Source organism: Bacteroides sp. OF03-11BH, assembly GCF_003604005.1.
Classification (GTDB): Bacteria; Bacteroidota; Bacteroidia; order Bacteroidales; family Bacteroidaceae; genus Bacteroides; species Bacteroides ovatus.
In genome coordinates this window covers 1-16,211 of the sequence record NZ_QTMW01000056.1, presented here as the reverse complement: position 1 = coordinate 16,211, position 16,211 = coordinate 1, and the positions used below count along the sequence as shown (strand labels likewise).

Genomic DNA, 16,211 nt, shown 5'->3' with positions numbered 1-16,211 from the left:
TTTATCAAAGAACGATTATCTCAATAAATACCCCTAAAAAATACCGATAAATTCATTAAAAAGTTATGCAGCCAATGTCACATTGAGTTTTGCTCTCAACTTTTTTAGTGCTATTCCCATCTGACATTCCACTGTATTTACCGAAATGCCCAAACGTTCGGATATTTCCCTATACTTCAATCCTTCCATGCGGCTTAACAAAAATATGTCACGACATCTTTTAGGCAAACTATTGATAGCATCCCGTATCAGTTTCTCCATCTGATTTCTTTCTGATATATCATATACATCAAAACGATCCAAAGATTGCAATTTCAGATTCAACTCAATCTCAAAAGAAGCCTTCACATTCTCGACATACTTTTGCTCGAATACTTTATGCTTTAAATAATCCAAACATTTGTTTCTTACAAGCCTGAAAAGATAAGCATTCATATTCTCAATATGATTCATTGACTCTCTCTTTTCCCATAAGTCTGTAAACACATCTTGTGTTATGTTCTCCGCATCCTCTTCCGACATCACAAATTCTTTTGCAAACCGAACTAGTTTGGGATAATAAATAAGATACAATTCTGAAAAACTCATAGTTGTGTGTTTCTTTAGATTAGTATTCAGTTATCAAAAATCTTGTGATGCAAATATAGAGATGAAAAAAGCCTACTTCTTAATGGAAGTAGGCGGGAAAGTAAACGTTTTATAGATCAATTATTACATATACACTTAATAGTCAATAGTTTATAATAAGACCATTTTTTAGTTTTGGTAAACCGGATAGAATCATTTTTGAGACAAAGAACCAAGCTTTTTTACCTCCTCCTCAAAGATATTACTATCAAGAGTGGACATTCTCTTCACTTTACTCTTATAATTATAGATTGTCTGCACAGAATAATGCAAAAATACAGCAATCTGTCCAACATCGGTAATTCCTAATCGAATCAATGCAAATATGCGTAATTCTGTATTCAGTTGGTCCTTTTCCAGTTTATAACGCTCCTCCGGTTTCAACAAAGAATTGAACTTTTCCACAAAGTTAGGATACAATTTAAGGAACGCTTTATCAAAGTTATGATATAGTTCTTCAAGTTCCTTTTCAAAAGGTCGGGAGGATGACTTATATAAATCATCAATCTGTCCGGTCTTGATTTTCCTGTTCACATTCTTCCTGTACTCATCGAGTTTATTAATATAAACGGCACATTGATTCATGAAATACCCCACATACTTTTCCTTAATCAGATTAGCTTCGTCGAGATTCTTATTCAGCCCGACCAGTTCCTCATTCATAGCTTTAAGATGCCGTTTAGCCCGGGATACAATTTTTGTTTGTTTATATGTAAAATACAGGGTGATAGCAAGAGCTACCACAAACAAGCTAGTCAGAAATATATAGAAACGGAGGTTCTGCTTTTGTTTTTCCAACCGGATCAAGTATGTATTTTCAATAATCGGATGGATACGGGCAATGACCGTATTCTTAAAACGGGAATTATAAAAGATAGCATCATCCAACGCTACTTTTATATAATTATACGCTCTGTCTATATCTCCCTTATGATATAAATTAACTGCTAATGTCAACAAAGCCTCATTCTCTTTTACGGCTAATTTTGTATCTGTCATAGCAGCCAGCATTAGAAACTTTTCCTCCAGTATATAATTCCCTGTTAACCGATAGGCCCTTGCAAGTCCCATAGCCATCATAGCATATCCATGAGATGCCGGTTCCTGTTTATTATATATCTCTTTCAGAATCAGAAGAGCCTCTTTTGTACTCCCTTTATCTTGAAGCTTTACAGCTTTTTCTTTTCTATATTCATCCGACTGGTCAAATAAAATACTCATAACAGTATCTCGATAAGCTTCTTTTTCTGCTATATACTCATTTGAGAATCGTACATCGTCCGTGTATTTAATAAGATTTTCATAATAACGTATACGATTCCAGCAATACAAAGCTTTAAGATGATCGGGTAAATCGGCACACCTAATCGACTTAAAAATATCATTAGCTTGAATAAACAAACCTGATAAAGAATAGACAAAAGCCAACCGAAGCTGCTCTTCCAAAAGATATTCTTTATTACCAATTATTTTTGCTATATCAATATTCTCATGAATATATTGTTCCGCCGAGTCACAAACAAAAGTCTCATATTGGTGGATAATTTCTTTATTTAAATTATATATATCCTCCAATGAATTAAGACCAACCTTCTTTTTCTTCAATTCTTTTATGGTGGCTTCTTTTTTCTGGGTATATATCAAACGTTCAGAAATCACTTTGTCCAACACCTTCAACAAAGAATCATTCTCACTATCTGCATAGAGATAAAACAAGGAGTTTAGAAGGAAAAATAAAAACCAAAGTGTGCGTTTCATATTAGTATATTCTTTCTTAATCTGCAAAAAAATGTATTTTATTTGTGTAATTCGCAAAAAAGAGCATAAATCATTCTTTTTATTGCATCTTTTAACAAATAAAGATAATAGAGATTATCCTATTCTAAAACGAGATTTGTGAAACCATACTGACTAAAAAACGAATCGTAAAGAAGCGGAGTTAAAAAAAGCTTTTTTGCCACTCGGACTTTGCAAAAAGTATAAATATTAGTTCTATATTTGCAGCCGTTAAAGGAGAAAGATGAAACAAAACTTAAAATTCGGACTACTTTTAGTATTGGCTTTGCTTATCCATTGTGCAACTAACGGAGCAATGGAAGATATGTGCAAAGTTTCCTCCCCGACTTATCGGCAGGAGAAATGCTACGTGTCGCAAGATTGTCCGATACAAAATGCTTTAGAACGTCTTTACAACCTTTACGCTACCCAATCTTGTGATATGAGTCATACGGACGTCACGCATGTCCCGACAAATAAAAGCGTACTGTTGCCAGTTGCTTTTTCCGGAGAACATCACAATTCTCAAAGACCGTACCACTCTTCATCTTCTCATCCCCCAACGTGCTATTATGATCCTATCTCCTATTATATATATGGGTTAAGAAAGATAGTCATTTAGTCTACAGTACAGTAGACTCTTTTACTCGTCATTTATTACAGTTGGTTTTATTCTCCACAGGGCGAATAGACTAATTGTTTATTTCTATATAATATTCAATCTAAACAGCTATTGAATTATGAATTTTACATTTTTAGTTGTTGTTTTACTGACAGCGCTTGCTTTTGTCGGTGTAGTAGTAGCTCTTTCGCGTGCTATTTCTCCCCGTTCATACAATCTGCAAAAGTTTGAGGCTTATGAATGTGGTATACCGACACGTGGTAAATCATGGATGCAGTTTCGCGTAGGCTACTACCTGTTTGCCATCCTATTTCTTATGTTCGATGTCGAAACTGCTTTACTGTTCCCATGGGCAGTAGTTATGCACGACATGGGACCACAGGGACTTATTAGTGTTCTCTTCTTCTTTATCATTTTAGTTCTGGGTCTTGCTTATGCCTGGAGGAAAGGAGCTTTGGAATGGAAATAACCAAAAAGCCAAAAATAAAATCTATTCCGTATGATGAGTTTATCGACAATGAATCATTGGAAAAGTTGGTCAAGGAACTTAATGCAGGAGGAGCCAATGTTGCCCTCGGAGTACTTGACGACTTTATCAACTGGGGACGCAGCAATTCACTGTGGCCGCTTACCTTTGCAACCAGTTGTTGCGGTATCGAATTTATGGCACTGGGTGCCGCGCGTTATGACATGGCCCGCTTTGGGTTTGAAGTAGCACGTGCCAGTCCGCGCCAGGCTGATATGATTATGGTATGCGGAACAATCACCAATAAAATGGCTCCGGTACTGAAACGACTCTATGACCAGATGCCCGATCCGAAGTATGTGGTTGCCGTAGGCGGATGCGCCGTCAGCGGAGGTCCTTTCAAAAAGTCTTATCACGTGGTAAACGGAGTGGACAAGATTCTTCCGGTAGATGTATATATTCCCGGATGCCCGCCACGTCCTGAAGCTTTCTATTATGGCATGATGCAATTGCAACGCAAAGTGAAAATAGAGAAGTTCTTTGGTGGAGTAAACAGAAAAGAGAAGAAACCGGATTATTTAAAAAATGAAGAATGATTCTACATTCTGTAATTTAAAGGATTTATGCAAGAAATACAATTTATAGCTCCTGCAGCGTTACACGACGAGATGCTGCGCTTGCGAAATGACAAACAGATGGACTTTCTCGAAAGCCTCACCGGTATGGACTGGGGAGTAGCCGATGAGAAAGACACTCCGGAAAAACTCCGCGGTTTAGGCGTGGTCTACCATCTGGAATCGACCATTACAGGCGAACGGATAGCACTAAAAACAGCGACAACCAACCGCGAGCTACCTGAAATTCCATCTGTCAGCGACATTTGGAAGATAGCCGACTTCTATGAACGTGAAGTTTTTGATTTTTATGGTATCACCTTCGTAGGTCATCCTGACATGCGCCGACTTTATCTGCGTAACGATTGGATAGGTTATCCAATGCGCAAAGATAATGATCCGGGAAAGGATAACCCATTGTGTATGACCAATGAAGAGACGTTTGATACGACTCAAGAAATAGAACTGAACCCCGACGGAACCATCAAAAACAAAGAGACGAAACTGTTCGGTGAAGAAGAGTATGTAGTTAACATCGGTCCACAACACCCTGCTACTCATGGTGTAATGCGTTTCCGTGTTTCTCTGGAAGGTGAAATCATTCGTAAGATTGATGCGAACTGCGGTTATATTCACCGGGGCATCGAGAAAATGAATGAAAGCCTTACCTACCCTCAAACATTGGCCTTGACAGACCGTCTTGACTATCTGGGTGCACACCAGAACCGCCATGCACTGTGTATGTGTATTGAAAAAGCCATGGGCGTTGAGGTTAGCGAACGTGTGAAGTATATCCGTACTATTATGGATGAATTGCAACGTATCGACTCTCACTTGCTATTCTATTCTTGTCTTGCCATGGATTTAGGAGCGTTGACGGCATTTTTCTATGGATTCCGTGACCGTGAGAAGATTCTCGACATCTTTGAAGAGACTTGTGGCGGACGTCTGATAATGAACTACAATACCATTGGCGGTGTACAGGCTGACCTTCATCCTAACTTCGTCAAACGAGTAAAAGAGTTCATTCCTTATATGAGGGGAATCATCCACGAATATCACGATATATTTACGGGTAACATCATCGCACAAAGCCGTATGAAAGGCGTCGGTGTGTTAAGCCGCGAAGATGCCATCTCTTTCGGTTGTACCGGAGGTACAGGCCGTGCTTCAGGGTGGGCGTGTGACGTACGTAAACGGATGCCATACGGTGTATACGACAAAGTAGATTTCAAAGAAATTGTTTATACGGAGGGTGACTGCTTTGCCCGTTACCTGGTACGTATGGATGAAATCATGGAAAGTCTGAACATCATCGAACAATTAATAGACAATATTCCCGAAGGACCTTATCAGGAGAAGATGAAGCCTATCATCCGTGTTCCGGAAGGCAGTTATTATGCTGCAGTAGAAGGAAGTCGTGGTGAATTTGGTGTCTTCCTTGAAAGCCAGGGTGACAAAATGCCCTACCGCCTGCACTACCGTGCTACGGGATTGCCGCTTGTTGCCGCAATCGACACCATCTGCCGGGGAACGAAGATTGCCGACTTAATTGCTATTGGCGGAACAATTGATTATGTCGTTCCGGATATTGATAGATAAAAAACAAGTATTAAGTAACAGGTATCAAGTATTAACCGACTATACAATATAAAAGGTCATTTCCTGCATGGAATTAATACTTAATACTTAAAACCTAATCATTAAAAAATATATGTTCGACTTTAGTATAGTAACAAACTGGATACATGAGCTACTACTCTCCATTATGCCGGAGGGATTAGCCATCTTTATAGAATGTGTAGCTGTCGGCGTGTGCCTCGTAGCACTGTATGCCATCCTGGCTATCATATTGATCTACATGGAGCGTAAGGTTTGCGGTTTCTTCCAGTGTCGTCTTGGTCCGAACCGCGTTGGTAAATGGGGTTCTATTCAAGTGGTCTGCGACGTACTCAAGATGATGACCAAAGAAATCTTCATGCCGAAGGGTGCCGACCATTTCCTTTACAATCTCGCTCCATTCATGGTGATTATCGCCTCATTCCTGACTTTCGCTTGTATTCCTTTTAATAAAGGTGCAGCGATTCTCGACTTTAATGTGGGCGTGTTCTTCCTGCTGGCAGCTTCCAGCATTGGAGTGGTCGGTATCTTGCTGGCCGGTTGGGGTAGTAACAACAAATTCTCTTTGATCGGTGCCATGCGAAGCGGTGCACAGATTATCAGTTACGAACTTTCGGTTGGTATGAGTATTATGACGATGGTAGTGCTGATGGGAACCATGCAATTCTCTGAAATCGTAGAAGGGCAAGCTGATGGCTGGTTCATCTTCAAGGGACATATCCCTGCGGTAATAGCTTTCATCATCTATCTGATTGCGGGAAATGCAGAATGTAACCGTGGACCGTTCGACCTTCCCGAAGCGGAAAGTGAGCTGACTGCCGGATACCACACTGAATACTCCGGTATGGGTTTCGGTTTCTTCTATCTGGCAGAATATTTGAACCTGTTTATCGTGGCCAGTGTTGCCGCCACTATCTTCCTGGGAGGTTGGATGCCGTTACACATCGTCGGGCTGGATGGATTCAACGCTGTAATGGATTATATTCCGGGCTTTATCTGGTTCTTCGCTAAGGCATTCTTCGTGGTGTTCCTTCTGATGTGGATCAAATGGACGTTCCCACGTTTACGTATCGACCAGATTCTGAATCTGGAATGGAAATATCTGGTTCCAATTTCTATGGTAAACCTATTATTAATGGCATGCTGCGTAGCTTTCGGCTTCCACTTTTGATAAATGAAAATTATGGAATATAAAGATAAAAAATATACGTACTTAGGTGGTCTGGTGCACGGCATCAGTACACTGGCAACGGGTATGAAAACCAGCATCAAGGTATACTTCCGTAAGAAAGTGACCGAGCAATATCCCGAAAACCGGAAAGAGCTGAAAATGTTCGACCGTTTCCGTGGTACGCTGAATATGCCCCACAATGAGAATAATGAACATCGCTGTGTAGCTTGCGGACTGTGTCAAATGGCTTGTCCGAACGATACCATCAAAGTGACCAGCGAAACCGTCGAAACAGAAGATGGAAAGAAAAAGAAAATCCTGGCAACCTATGAATATGATTTGGGCGCCTGTATGTTCTGCCAGCTCTGTGTCAATGCTTGTCCGCACGATGCCATCACGTTCGACCAGAACTTCGAACATGCAGTCTTCGACCGGACGAAACTTGTCCTGAAATTAAATCATGACGGTAGTAAAGTAATAGAAAAGAAAAAAGAAGTTTAGATATGGGATCAACACTTGAAACAGTAGTATTCTACTTTTTGGCAGCATTTATTATTGCAATGTCCATCATGACGGTGACTACCCAACGTATCGTACGCTCGGCTACCTACCTGCTCTTCGTGCTCTTCGGCACGGCCGGCATCTATTTTTTGCTGGGTTACACCTTCCTGGGTTCTGTTCAGATAATGGTTTATGCCGGTGGTATCGTCGTTCTTTATGTATTCTCCATCCTGTTGACTAGCGGAGAAGGTGATCGCGCCGAGAAAGCAAAACGAAGTAAGCTCCTGGCCGGGCTCATTACCATGATTGCCGGTTTAGCAATTATCCTGACTATCACGTTGAAACATAATTTCATGCAGACGGCTAATCTTGCCCCGCACGAGATCAACATTCATGCTATCGGGAACGCTTTGCTTAGTAGCGACAAATACGGTTATATATTACCTTTCGAAGCTGTCAGCATCCTGTTACTGGCTTGTATCATCGGTGGTATCATAATTGCACGTAAGAGATAAACAAGTATTAACTATCAAAATAGAGTTCGAATATGATACACATGGAATATTATCTGGTAGTTTCTACCATCATGATGTTTGCAGGAATCTATGGATTCTTTACCCGCCGGAACACACTGGCTATCCTGATTTCTGTAGAGTTAATGCTGAATGCCACGGACATCAACTTTGCCGTGTTCAACCGTTTTCTCTTTCCGGAGGGAATGGAAGGCTATTTCTTTGCACTCTTTTCCATCGCCATCTCGGCTGCGGAAACTGCAGTAGCCATTGCCATCATGATTAACATTTATCGTAATCTCCGAAGCATCCAAGTGCGCAACTTGGACGAGCTGAAGTGGTGATTTGTTTCTCACCAAGAACAAATAATAATAAATCAAGTAATAAAAATAAAACTGTATGGAACTAACAATTCTAATACTCCTTCTTCCTTTCTTCTCCTTTCTCATACTGGGAATCGGAGGTAAATGGATGTCCCACCGGACAGCGGGCACAATTGGCACGCTGATACTGGGAGCAGTAGCGGTACTATCCTACGTTACAGCTATCCAATATTTCTCGGCTCCACGACTGGAAGACGGAACATTCGCCACACTGATACCTTACAACTTCACGTGGCTTCCTTTTACAGAGACCTTACACTTTGATTTGGGCATCCTGCTCGATCCTATATCAGTAATGATGTTGATTGTTATCTCTACCGTGTCACTGATGGTACATATCTACTCTTTCGGTTACATGAAAGGAGAAGTCGGTTTTCAACGCTATTACGCTTTCCTATCCCTGTTTACCATGTCTATGCTGGGATTGGTCGTTGCAACCAACATCTTCCAGATGTACCTTTTCTGGGAACTGGTGGGGGTAAGTTCTTACCTGCTAATCGGTTTTTATTATACAAAACCGGCTGCCATCGCTGCTTCCAAGAAAGCGTTTATTGTTACTCGCTTTGCTGATTTGGGTTTCCTGATCGGTATCCTGATTTACGGATATTATGGTGGTACATTCGGATTTACCCCGGACACGGTATCCTTGATAAGCGGTGGAGCTTCTATGCTCCCGTTGGCTCTCGGATTGATGTTTGTCGGTGGTGCCGGTAAAAGTGCCATGTTCCCGTTGCATATCTGGTTGCCGGATGCAATGGAAGGTCCTACTCCGGTCAGTGCATTGATTCATGCGGCTACAATGGTCGTTGCCGGTGTATATTTGGTGGCACGTATGTTCCCGCTTTTCATTGCCTATGCACCGAATACGTTGCACATGGTTGCTTGGGTAGGTGCATTCACCGCATTCTATGCAGCAAGTGTGGCTTGCGTACAATCAGATATTAAACGCGTACTGGCTTTCTCTACCATTTCACAGATTGGTTTCATGATGGTAGCTCTGGGTGTTTGTACTTCCATGGATCCTCACGAAGGAGGTTTGGGCTACATGGCTTCCATGTTCCACCTCTTCACACATGCTATGTTTAAGGCATTGCTCTTCCTCGGTGCAGGTAGTATCATTCATGCTGTACATTCTAACGAAATGTCCGCGATGGGAGGTTTACGCAAATATATGCCGATCACTCACTGGACATTCCTGATTGCTTGTCTTGCTATTGCCGGTATTCCTCCGTTCTCGGGCTTCTTCTCGAAAGATGAAATTCTGGCTGCTTGCTTCCAATACAGCCCTGTAATGGGATGGGTAATGACAGTAATTGCTGCGATGACTGCTTTCTATATGTTCCGTCTGTACTACGGTATTTTCTGGGGCAAGGAAAACAAAGAACTCCACGCACACCACACACCACATGAAAGTCCGCTGGCTATGACTTTCCCGCTGATGTTCCTGGCAGTAGTAACTTGTGGAGCCGGATTTATTCCTTTCGGACACTTCATCAGTTCGAATGGTGAATCTTATTCTATCCATCTCGATCCGTCGGTGGCTATTACGAGCGTTGTCATTGCGATTATTTCGATTGCAATCGCTACATGGATGTACAAGAATGCCAAACAACCAGTTGCCGATTCATTGGAAAAACAGTTCAAAGGTCTGCACAAGGCTGCTTATAACCGCTTCTATATTGACGATATATACCAGTTTATCACGCATAAGATTATCTTCCGCTGCATCTCTACTCCTATCGCATGGTTCGACCGTCATGTAGTGGATGGATTCTTTGATTTCCTGGCATGGGCAACCAACACAACAAGCGACGAGATCCGTGGTTTGCAGAGCGGTCAGGTACAACAATATGCATACGTGTTCCTTTGCGGTGCACTGGCACTTATCCTACTATTAATCTTATAAAGCACAGAACGATATGAATTTCTTATCAATATTCGTACTTATCCCCTTATTGATGCTGGCCGGACTCTGGGCAGCACGAGGAATCAAAGCCATCCGGGGGGTTATGGTTACTGGCGCATCGGCACTTCTGATTGCCTCCGTCGTACTTACATTCCTGTATCTGGGAGAGCGTAGTGCCGGAAACACGGCAGAAATGCTTTTCCGTGCAGATACGCTTTGGTATGCCCCGCTTCACATATCCTATTCAGTAGGTGTTGACGGAATTTCGGTAGCCATGTTGTTATTGTCCGCTGTCATTGTGTTCACCGGTACATTCGCTTCCTGGCGTCTGCAACCGCTGACAAAAGAATATTTCCTCTGGTTCACCCTATTGTCTATGGGAGTATTCGGATTCTTTATATCCGTCGATTTATTCACCATGTTCATGTTCTACGAAATCGCATTGATACCGATGTACCTGTTGATTGGTGTATGGGGATCAGGACGTAAAGAATATGCAGCCATGAAGCTGACCCTCATGTTGATGGGTGGTTCTGCCTTCCTGCTGATCGGTATTCTCGGAATCTATTTTGGTTCGGGAGCAACGACCATGAATCTTCTTGAAATCGCACAGTTGCACAACATACCTTTTGCACAGCAATGCATCTGGTTCCCGCTGACTTTCCTTGGTTTCGGTGTATTAGGTGCCCTTTTCCCGTTCCATACATGGAGCCCTGACGGTCACGCTTCCGCCCCGACTGCCGTATCTATGCTTCATGCCGGAGTATTGATGAAACTGGGAGGTTACGGATGTTTCCGTATCGCCATGTATCTGATGCCGGAAGCTGCTAACGAACTTTCATGGATATTCCTGATATTGACAGGTATCTCTGTAGTTTACGGTGCATTCTCCGCTTGCGTACAGACCGACTTGAAATATATTAATGCTTATTCATCCGTATCTCACTGCGGACTGGTTCTTTTCGCTATTCTGATGCTGAATCAGACAGCAGCAACAGGAGCTATCCTTCAGATGCTTTCACACGGATTGATGACAGCCTTATTCTTTGCTCTTATCGGTATGATTTATGGACGTACACACACACGTGACGTTCGCGAGCTTGCCGGCTTAATGAAAGTGATGCCGTTCCTTAGTGTATGTTATGTAATTGCCGGTCTTGCCAACCTCGGTCTGCCGGGATTAAGTGGTTTTATTGCTGAAATGACTATTTTCGTCGGCTCTTTCCAGAACAACGACCAGTTCCACCGTGTACTGACTATCATCGCTTGTTCTTCGATTGTGATTACTGCAGTCTACATTCTGCGTCTGGTAGGTAAAATTCTATACGGAACCTGCACCAACAAACATCATCTCGAACTGACTGATGCGACTTGGGACGAACGTGTAGCCGTTATCTGCCTCATCGTTTGCGTTGCCGGACTAGGTATGGCTCCTTTCTGGGTTAGCCACATGATTGGTGAAAGCGTATTACCGGTTGTCTCACAACTAATCCCCTAACTCATAAATCATAATTCTTAATTCATAAATAAACAAGATGGATTATTCACAATTTCTAAATATGCGAGAAGAGCTGTCGCTCATAGCTGTCTTACTGCTGCTATTTCTAGCTGACCTCTTCATGAGTCCGGATGCACACAAAAATAGTGGGAAAGCACGCCTGAACACTATGTTGCCCGTTATTCTGATGGCTATCCATACGGCTATCAACTTGATTCCGGGAACTGCTACCGATGCATTCGGTGGTATGTATCACTATGTACCGATGCACACAGTTGTTAAATCGATCCTGAATGTCGGTACACTGATTGTTTTCCTGATGGCGCACGAGTGGATGAAAAGAGAAGACACTTCATTCAAACAAGGAGAATTCTATGTGCTTACACTCTCTACCTTGTTTGGTATGTATCTCATGATTTCCGCCGGACATTTCCTGATGTTCTTCATCGGTCTTGAAACAGCTTCTATTCCGATGGCAGCATTGATTGCCTTCGATAAATACCGTCACAACTCTGCCGAAGCAGGTGCCAAATACATTCTGACAGCTCTTTTCTCCAGTGCATTGCTGTTGTTTGGTCTGTCCATGATCTATGGTTCTGCCGGGACTCTTTATTTCGATGACCTCCCTGCCCATATCGACGGAAATCCGTTACAGATCATGGCATTTATATTCTTCTTCACAGGAATGGCATTCAAGTTGTCACTGGTTCCGTTCCACTTATGGACAGCAGACGTTTACGAAGGCGCTCCGAGTACAGTTACCGCTTATTTGAGTGTTATATCAAAAGGATCGGCAGCATTTGTTTTATTGGCTGTCCTTATCAAAGTATTCGCTCCAATGATTAATGACTGGCAGGAAGTACTTTATTGGGTAACCATCGCTTCTATCACTATTGCAAATATATTTGCTGTCCGTCAGCAAAACCTGAAACGTTTGATGGCGTTCTCCAGTATTTCGCAAGCGGGATATATTATGTTAGGCGTTATCGGAGGCACAGCACAAGGCATGACGGCATTGGTATATTATGTATTAGTGTACGCTGCCGCCAACCTCGGAGTATTTGCCGTTATCACTATCGTGGCATTACGCAGTCAGAAATTCACGCTCGAAGATTACGCAGGACTTTATAAAACGAATCCTAAAATCGCTCTCTTGATGACTCTGTCTCTGTTCTCATTGGCAGGCATCCCTCCGTTTGCCGGATTCTTCTCTAAGTTTTTTATCTTCATGGCTGCTTTCGATGCAGGTTTCCACTTGCTGGTATTCATCGCATTGGTAAATACAGTGATTTCGTTGTATTACTATCTATTGATTGTAAAAGCAATGTACATCACTCCTTCCGACAACCCGATTCCTACTTTCCGCAGCGATCGTTGCACAAAATGGGGACTAGCACTTTGCACATTGGGTATCATCGGACTGGGTATTGCAAGTATCGTATATCAATCTATCGATAAACTGTCGTTCGGAATTTAAACGGACTACACCTTTTCACCAAAGAAACGGTCTTGGTTTCATGTCAGTATCAATCGACATCAAAACCAAGACCGTTTCTTCTATATAAAAGCCGCTTTTATTAATGAGGAAGGAAGATATTCACCTGCCTTATTACCACTCTACCGGGCACAGTTCATCTCTTCCGTCACGATCACTCCGGGAATAGTAAACCAAAACCTTGATCCTTTTCCTTTTTCAGAATCAACGCCAATCCGCCCACCTAATTGTTCAACGATGCTCTGACAGATAGAAAGTCCCAATCCTGTACCGTGTACAAAAGAATTAAGCTTCACAAAACGCTCAAAGATATGTGGCAACTGCTCTTTTTCAATACCGATGCCTGTATCTTCAACATAGAATTCCAATTCGCCATCTTTTAGTTTATATCCCACATGAATACTACCTTCAGAGGTAAACTTCATTGCATTGTTAACAAAGTTAGAGATCACCTGATGTATACGGTTACGGTCACTAATGACATGACAAACCGGAAGATGATCATCAAACACCAGTTCCACCTCTTCTTTCGCTTTCATCCCCATAGAGCGGACAATATCCTCACATAACAGATTTACATCTACATCTCCGTTAGTAAACTCAAATGTACCCGCTTCAATCTTTGACAAATCGAGTATATCTGAAATTAATTGCAACAAAAGTTCATTATTCTCACGTACAATCTTAATATACTCCTGACGTTCTGCCAGCTCTTCAGTTTCTACCAGCAAATCGGAGAAACCGACAATGGCATTCAGCGGCGTACGGATTTCATGACTCATATTGGCAAGGAAAGCACTTTTCAAACGATCCATCATCTCTGCTTTATCACGTGCCTGAATCAATTCGGCTTCAGTCTCCTTCAATTCTGTAATGTCATAATTGATACCGATGATTTCTATTTCATTTTCTTCCGGTTTATAATTGGTGACCATCACATTACTGCTGACCCAATTCCATTCGTTCTTCGTTCCGGGACGACGAATACGCATCTCCCCTTGGAAATGCCTCCTTTTTCCGTCTCTGACTCCATCATAAAAATCAAGGAAACGCTTACGGTCTTCGGGATGCATTTGGCTATAAACTGCTACCACCTCACTCAAAGGAATATCTTCCTCCTCACCTAAATTCTTATACCACTGTTTTATAGCATAACCTTTGCGGTTCAAGAGATTCAATTTAGCATATCCTACTTTTGCATAATCGGATATCATTAAGAAGAAATTCTCAAAATCACGAATACGGTTCATTGCATCAATACGCTCCGTATTGTCAATGCTTATTAAAATATATCCGCTGAAGTTGCCCTCATTATCATATAGTTTACTAACCTTCGAATATAGTTCTATCACATTAGAACGGCTTGTCTCATAATATCCTCCTGCTTGCTCAAAAGAATAATTAAGTCTGAAATCTACTAAATCTTCATTCCGTACACGATCACGTATGTTCTGCGGCACATTCGGATTATCAAAGAAGTTAACTCCGATCACATCCGACTTATTCACTACACCGAATATCTCCAAATCCTTATTATTCAGGTCTATCAAATAGCCATCCTTATCGTAGATCTCTACTCCTGCCGGAATATTAGCAAATATGTTCTGAAAGAGCTTCTCGCTACGGTCCAATGCCCGGTTAGCTTGTACCGATCCTGTAGAATCGAGGAACAAACCGACTATTTCATCTTTTCCGGGAGAATAAATAACCCAATGCGTATACCGTTCCGTTCTTGGAAAATATTCATCTTTCTCCCTATAAGAATTACTATCCAGTATCTCTTCCAGAAAATTAAGTTTTTGGAGATAGTCAGGATGCTTTTCAGATGCCAAAGAACCAATATACGACTCCAAAGGAAGCCCGAAAAAGGTTGAACTGACCTCATTCGCATCCGTCACCCGATAATCGCAAGGTTTATTATTCTCGTCACGGATAATGGACATACGTATATATCCCATCGGCATAAAATGAAACAGATTATTTAGGAAAGTCTGTTCACGGATTACCTTGTCCTTAGTTTTACGCAACTCGATACAGATATTTATAATATTTCCCAATGAGGAGAACCATTGAAAATCTTCATTACTCCAGTCATGGTAGGTCTCAACCAAATCAATCCCCATATATCCCCAAACGCGGTCGCCTGTCATCAAAGGAGTCACCATTAACGATTTGATTCCCTGAACTACAAGAATCTGATATTCATCAGGAGCCTCTTCTAATAACTGCTCCAGTGTATTTAAAATAATCGGCTTGCCCGATAATATCTGTTCACTCCACCATTTTGACTCACTGGCAGGCATGTCCTGCAGATTGTCTATCTCTGCCGATACTCCTTCAGAAACAACTTCGTAGATACAACTATGATGGGCATAAATTTCATCGTATTCAAAAATATAAACACGACCTTTTCCATTATAAAGATTCAGAATATCTCTTAAAATATCTGCGATACAAGATTCTACTGCCTCATCACGTAGGAAACGAAGCAACGATTGCGAAACAAAATTCTGACGACAAAGCAAATCATTCACACGCCTTAATGCATCCCTTTGATCTTCCTCCTTGGGAGCCTCAACGCGCTGGATTATTCCGAAGGACTTATCACCTCCATCAACACCCGTACCCTTCTCACGAAAAGCCAGACGGGTATGCAGCCAAACCTCACCATATTTTGAATGAATCGGGAAAGTTTGTTCGTAAAAGTCCTTATGGATAGAAGAATTTGCCCGGAACTCCTGAGCAATCTGCTTGCGATAATCTTCACGTATCAGGTTTAGAAAATCCGAAGTAGAGATGGTGTCGCCGTCCAATCCCAAAAGATCAGAAAGATAATCGGAACATAAATAACATCCTGCCGTTAAATCTACTTCCCACCATCCGATTTGTGCAAGAGAAGCCATTTTTTTGTATCGCTCGTTGTCTGTTTGCATATTTTGTATCGTTGTAAAATAATAGGTTGACAAATATACGAAGAACTCGCAAAAAAACGGCAAAATTTGGATAAATAAAGTAAGTGT

At 41.7% G+C, this 16,211-nt stretch carries 14 protein-coding genes; 11 read left to right on the top strand and 3 right to left on the bottom strand.

Going from position 1 to position 16,211, the window contains the following annotated elements; genetic code table 11:
• Positions 1 to 63: 63 nt before the first annotated feature.
• Entirely contained in the window at positions 64 to 588 is a 525-nt protein-coding gene (locus DXA54_RS24735; RefSeq protein WP_004301470.1) for an RNA polymerase sigma-70 factor, read from the bottom strand.
• Between the two features lie 192 nt (positions 589 to 780).
• Positions 781 to 2,385, bottom strand: coding sequence for a DUF6377 domain-containing protein (locus DXA54_RS24730; protein ID WP_032852939.1), 1,605 nt, complete (start codon positions 2,383 to 2,385; stop codon positions 781 to 783).
• Between the two features lie 262 nt (positions 2,386 to 2,647).
• On the opposite strand from DXA54_RS24730, the gene DXA54_RS24725 reads away from it, so the two are divergent.
• From DXA54_RS24725 to DXA54_RS24675, 11 genes are all read left to right on the top strand, one after another.
• On the top strand, positions 2,648 to 3,025 hold the full coding sequence (locus tag DXA54_RS24725; protein WP_004320983.1) for a hypothetical protein: 378 nt from the start codon (positions 2,648 to 2,650) through the stop codon (positions 3,023 to 3,025).
• 118 nt (positions 3,026 to 3,143) lie between these two features.
• Positions 3,144 to 3,494, top strand: coding sequence for an NADH-quinone oxidoreductase subunit A (locus tag DXA54_RS24720; protein WP_004301466.1), 351 nt, complete (start codon positions 3,144 to 3,146; stop codon positions 3,492 to 3,494).
• Positions 3,485 to 4,087, top strand: coding sequence for an NADH-quinone oxidoreductase subunit B (locus DXA54_RS24715; protein WP_004301465.1), 603 nt, complete (start codon positions 3,485 to 3,487; stop codon positions 4,085 to 4,087). The genes DXA54_RS24720 and DXA54_RS24715 overlap by 10 nt, the downstream gene beginning before the upstream one ends.
• A gap of 27 nt (positions 4,088 to 4,114) precedes the next feature.
• Positions 4,115 to 5,707, top strand: a complete 1,593-nt coding sequence (locus DXA54_RS24710; RefSeq protein ID WP_120080917.1) for an NADH-quinone oxidoreductase subunit D — start codon at positions 4,115 to 4,117, stop codon at positions 5,705 to 5,707.
• Positions 5,708 to 5,819: 112 nt separating this feature from the next.
• Entirely contained in the window at positions 5,820 to 6,896 is a 1,077-nt protein-coding gene (gene nuoH / locus DXA54_RS24705) for an NADH-quinone oxidoreductase subunit NuoH (RefSeq protein ID WP_004301463.1), read from the top strand.
• A 12-nt stretch (positions 6,897 to 6,908) separates the two neighbouring features.
• Positions 6,909 to 7,397, top strand: a complete 489-nt coding sequence (locus DXA54_RS24700; protein ID WP_004305338.1) for a 4Fe-4S binding protein — start codon at positions 6,909 to 6,911, stop codon at positions 7,395 to 7,397.
• Between the two features lie 2 nt (positions 7,398 to 7,399).
• Positions 7,400 to 7,912, top strand: a complete 513-nt coding sequence (locus DXA54_RS24695) for an NADH-quinone oxidoreductase subunit J (protein WP_004301461.1) — start codon at positions 7,400 to 7,402, stop codon at positions 7,910 to 7,912.
• A gap of 32 nt (positions 7,913 to 7,944) precedes the next feature.
• Positions 7,945 to 8,253 (top strand): NADH-quinone oxidoreductase subunit NuoK, encoded by a 309-nt coding sequence (nuoK, locus tag DXA54_RS24690; RefSeq protein WP_004301460.1) that lies wholly within the window; start codon positions 7,945 to 7,947, stop codon positions 8,251 to 8,253.
• 55 nt (positions 8,254 to 8,308) lie between these two features.
• On the top strand, positions 8,309 to 10,198 hold the full coding sequence (gene nuoL, locus DXA54_RS24685) for an NADH-quinone oxidoreductase subunit L (RefSeq protein ID WP_004305340.1): 1,890 nt from the start codon (positions 8,309 to 8,311) through the stop codon (positions 10,196 to 10,198).
• 13 nt (positions 10,199 to 10,211) lie between these two features.
• A complete protein-coding gene (locus tag DXA54_RS24680; protein ID WP_004305342.1) occupies positions 10,212 to 11,696 on the top strand; it encodes a NuoM family protein in 1,485 nt (494 codons plus the stop codon).
• A gap of 37 nt (positions 11,697 to 11,733) precedes the next feature.
• Complete coding sequence (locus tag DXA54_RS24675; protein ID WP_004312106.1) at positions 11,734 to 13,173, top strand: NADH-quinone oxidoreductase subunit N; 1,440 nt, start codon at positions 11,734 to 11,736, stop codon at positions 13,171 to 13,173.
• Positions 13,174 to 13,313: 140 nt separating this feature from the next.
• Here the strand turns inward: DXA54_RS24675 and DXA54_RS24670 are convergent, their stop codons facing one another.
• Positions 13,314 to 16,124 carry an ATP-binding protein gene (locus DXA54_RS24670; RefSeq protein WP_009039048.1) on the bottom strand — a complete coding sequence of 937 codons (2,811 nt, stop codon included), beginning with the start codon at positions 16,122 to 16,124 and terminating at the stop codon, positions 13,314 to 13,316.
• Positions 16,125 to 16,211: the final 87 nt, after the last annotated feature.

Bases quoted from the DNA above. Each gene is read 5' to 3' on its own strand.
- DXA54_RS24675 (WP_004312106.1), top strand. From the start codon at position 11,734: ATGGATTATTCACAATTTCTAAATATGCGAGAAGAGCTGTCGCTCATA.
- DXA54_RS24710 (WP_120080917.1), top strand. From the start codon at position 4,115: ATGCAAGAAATACAATTTATAGCTCCTGCAGCGTTACACGACGAGATG.
- DXA54_RS24730 (WP_032852939.1), bottom strand. From the start codon at position 2,385: ATGAAACGCACACTTTGGTTTTTATTTTTCCTTCTAAACTCCTTGTTT.
- DXA54_RS24680 (WP_004305342.1), top strand. From the start codon at position 10,212: ATGAATTTCTTATCAATATTCGTACTTATCCCCTTATTGATGCTGGCC.
- DXA54_RS24720 (WP_004301466.1), top strand. From the start codon at position 3,144: ATGAATTTTACATTTTTAGTTGTTGTTTTACTGACAGCGCTTGCTTTT.
- DXA54_RS24715 (WP_004301465.1), top strand. From the start codon at position 3,485: ATGGAAATAACCAAAAAGCCAAAAATAAAATCTATTCCGTATGATGAG.
- nuoL (WP_004305340.1), top strand. From the start codon at position 8,309: ATGGAACTAACAATTCTAATACTCCTTCTTCCTTTCTTCTCCTTTCTC.
- DXA54_RS24670 (WP_009039048.1), bottom strand. From the start codon at position 16,124: ATGCAAACAGACAACGAGCGATACAAAAAAATGGCTTCTCTTGCACAA.
- DXA54_RS24695 (WP_004301461.1), top strand. From the start codon at position 7,400: ATGGGATCAACACTTGAAACAGTAGTATTCTACTTTTTGGCAGCATTT.
- nuoK (WP_004301460.1), top strand. From the start codon at position 7,945: ATGATACACATGGAATATTATCTGGTAGTTTCTACCATCATGATGTTT.
- DXA54_RS24700 (WP_004305338.1), top strand. From the start codon at position 6,909: ATGGAATATAAAGATAAAAAATATACGTACTTAGGTGGTCTGGTGCAC.
- DXA54_RS24735 (WP_004301470.1), bottom strand. From the start codon at position 588: ATGAGTTTTTCAGAATTGTATCTTATTTATTATCCCAAACTAGTTCGG.
- DXA54_RS24725 (WP_004320983.1), top strand. From the start codon at position 2,648: ATGAAACAAAACTTAAAATTCGGACTACTTTTAGTATTGGCTTTGCTT.
- nuoH (WP_004301463.1), top strand. From the start codon at position 5,820: ATGTTCGACTTTAGTATAGTAACAAACTGGATACATGAGCTACTACTC.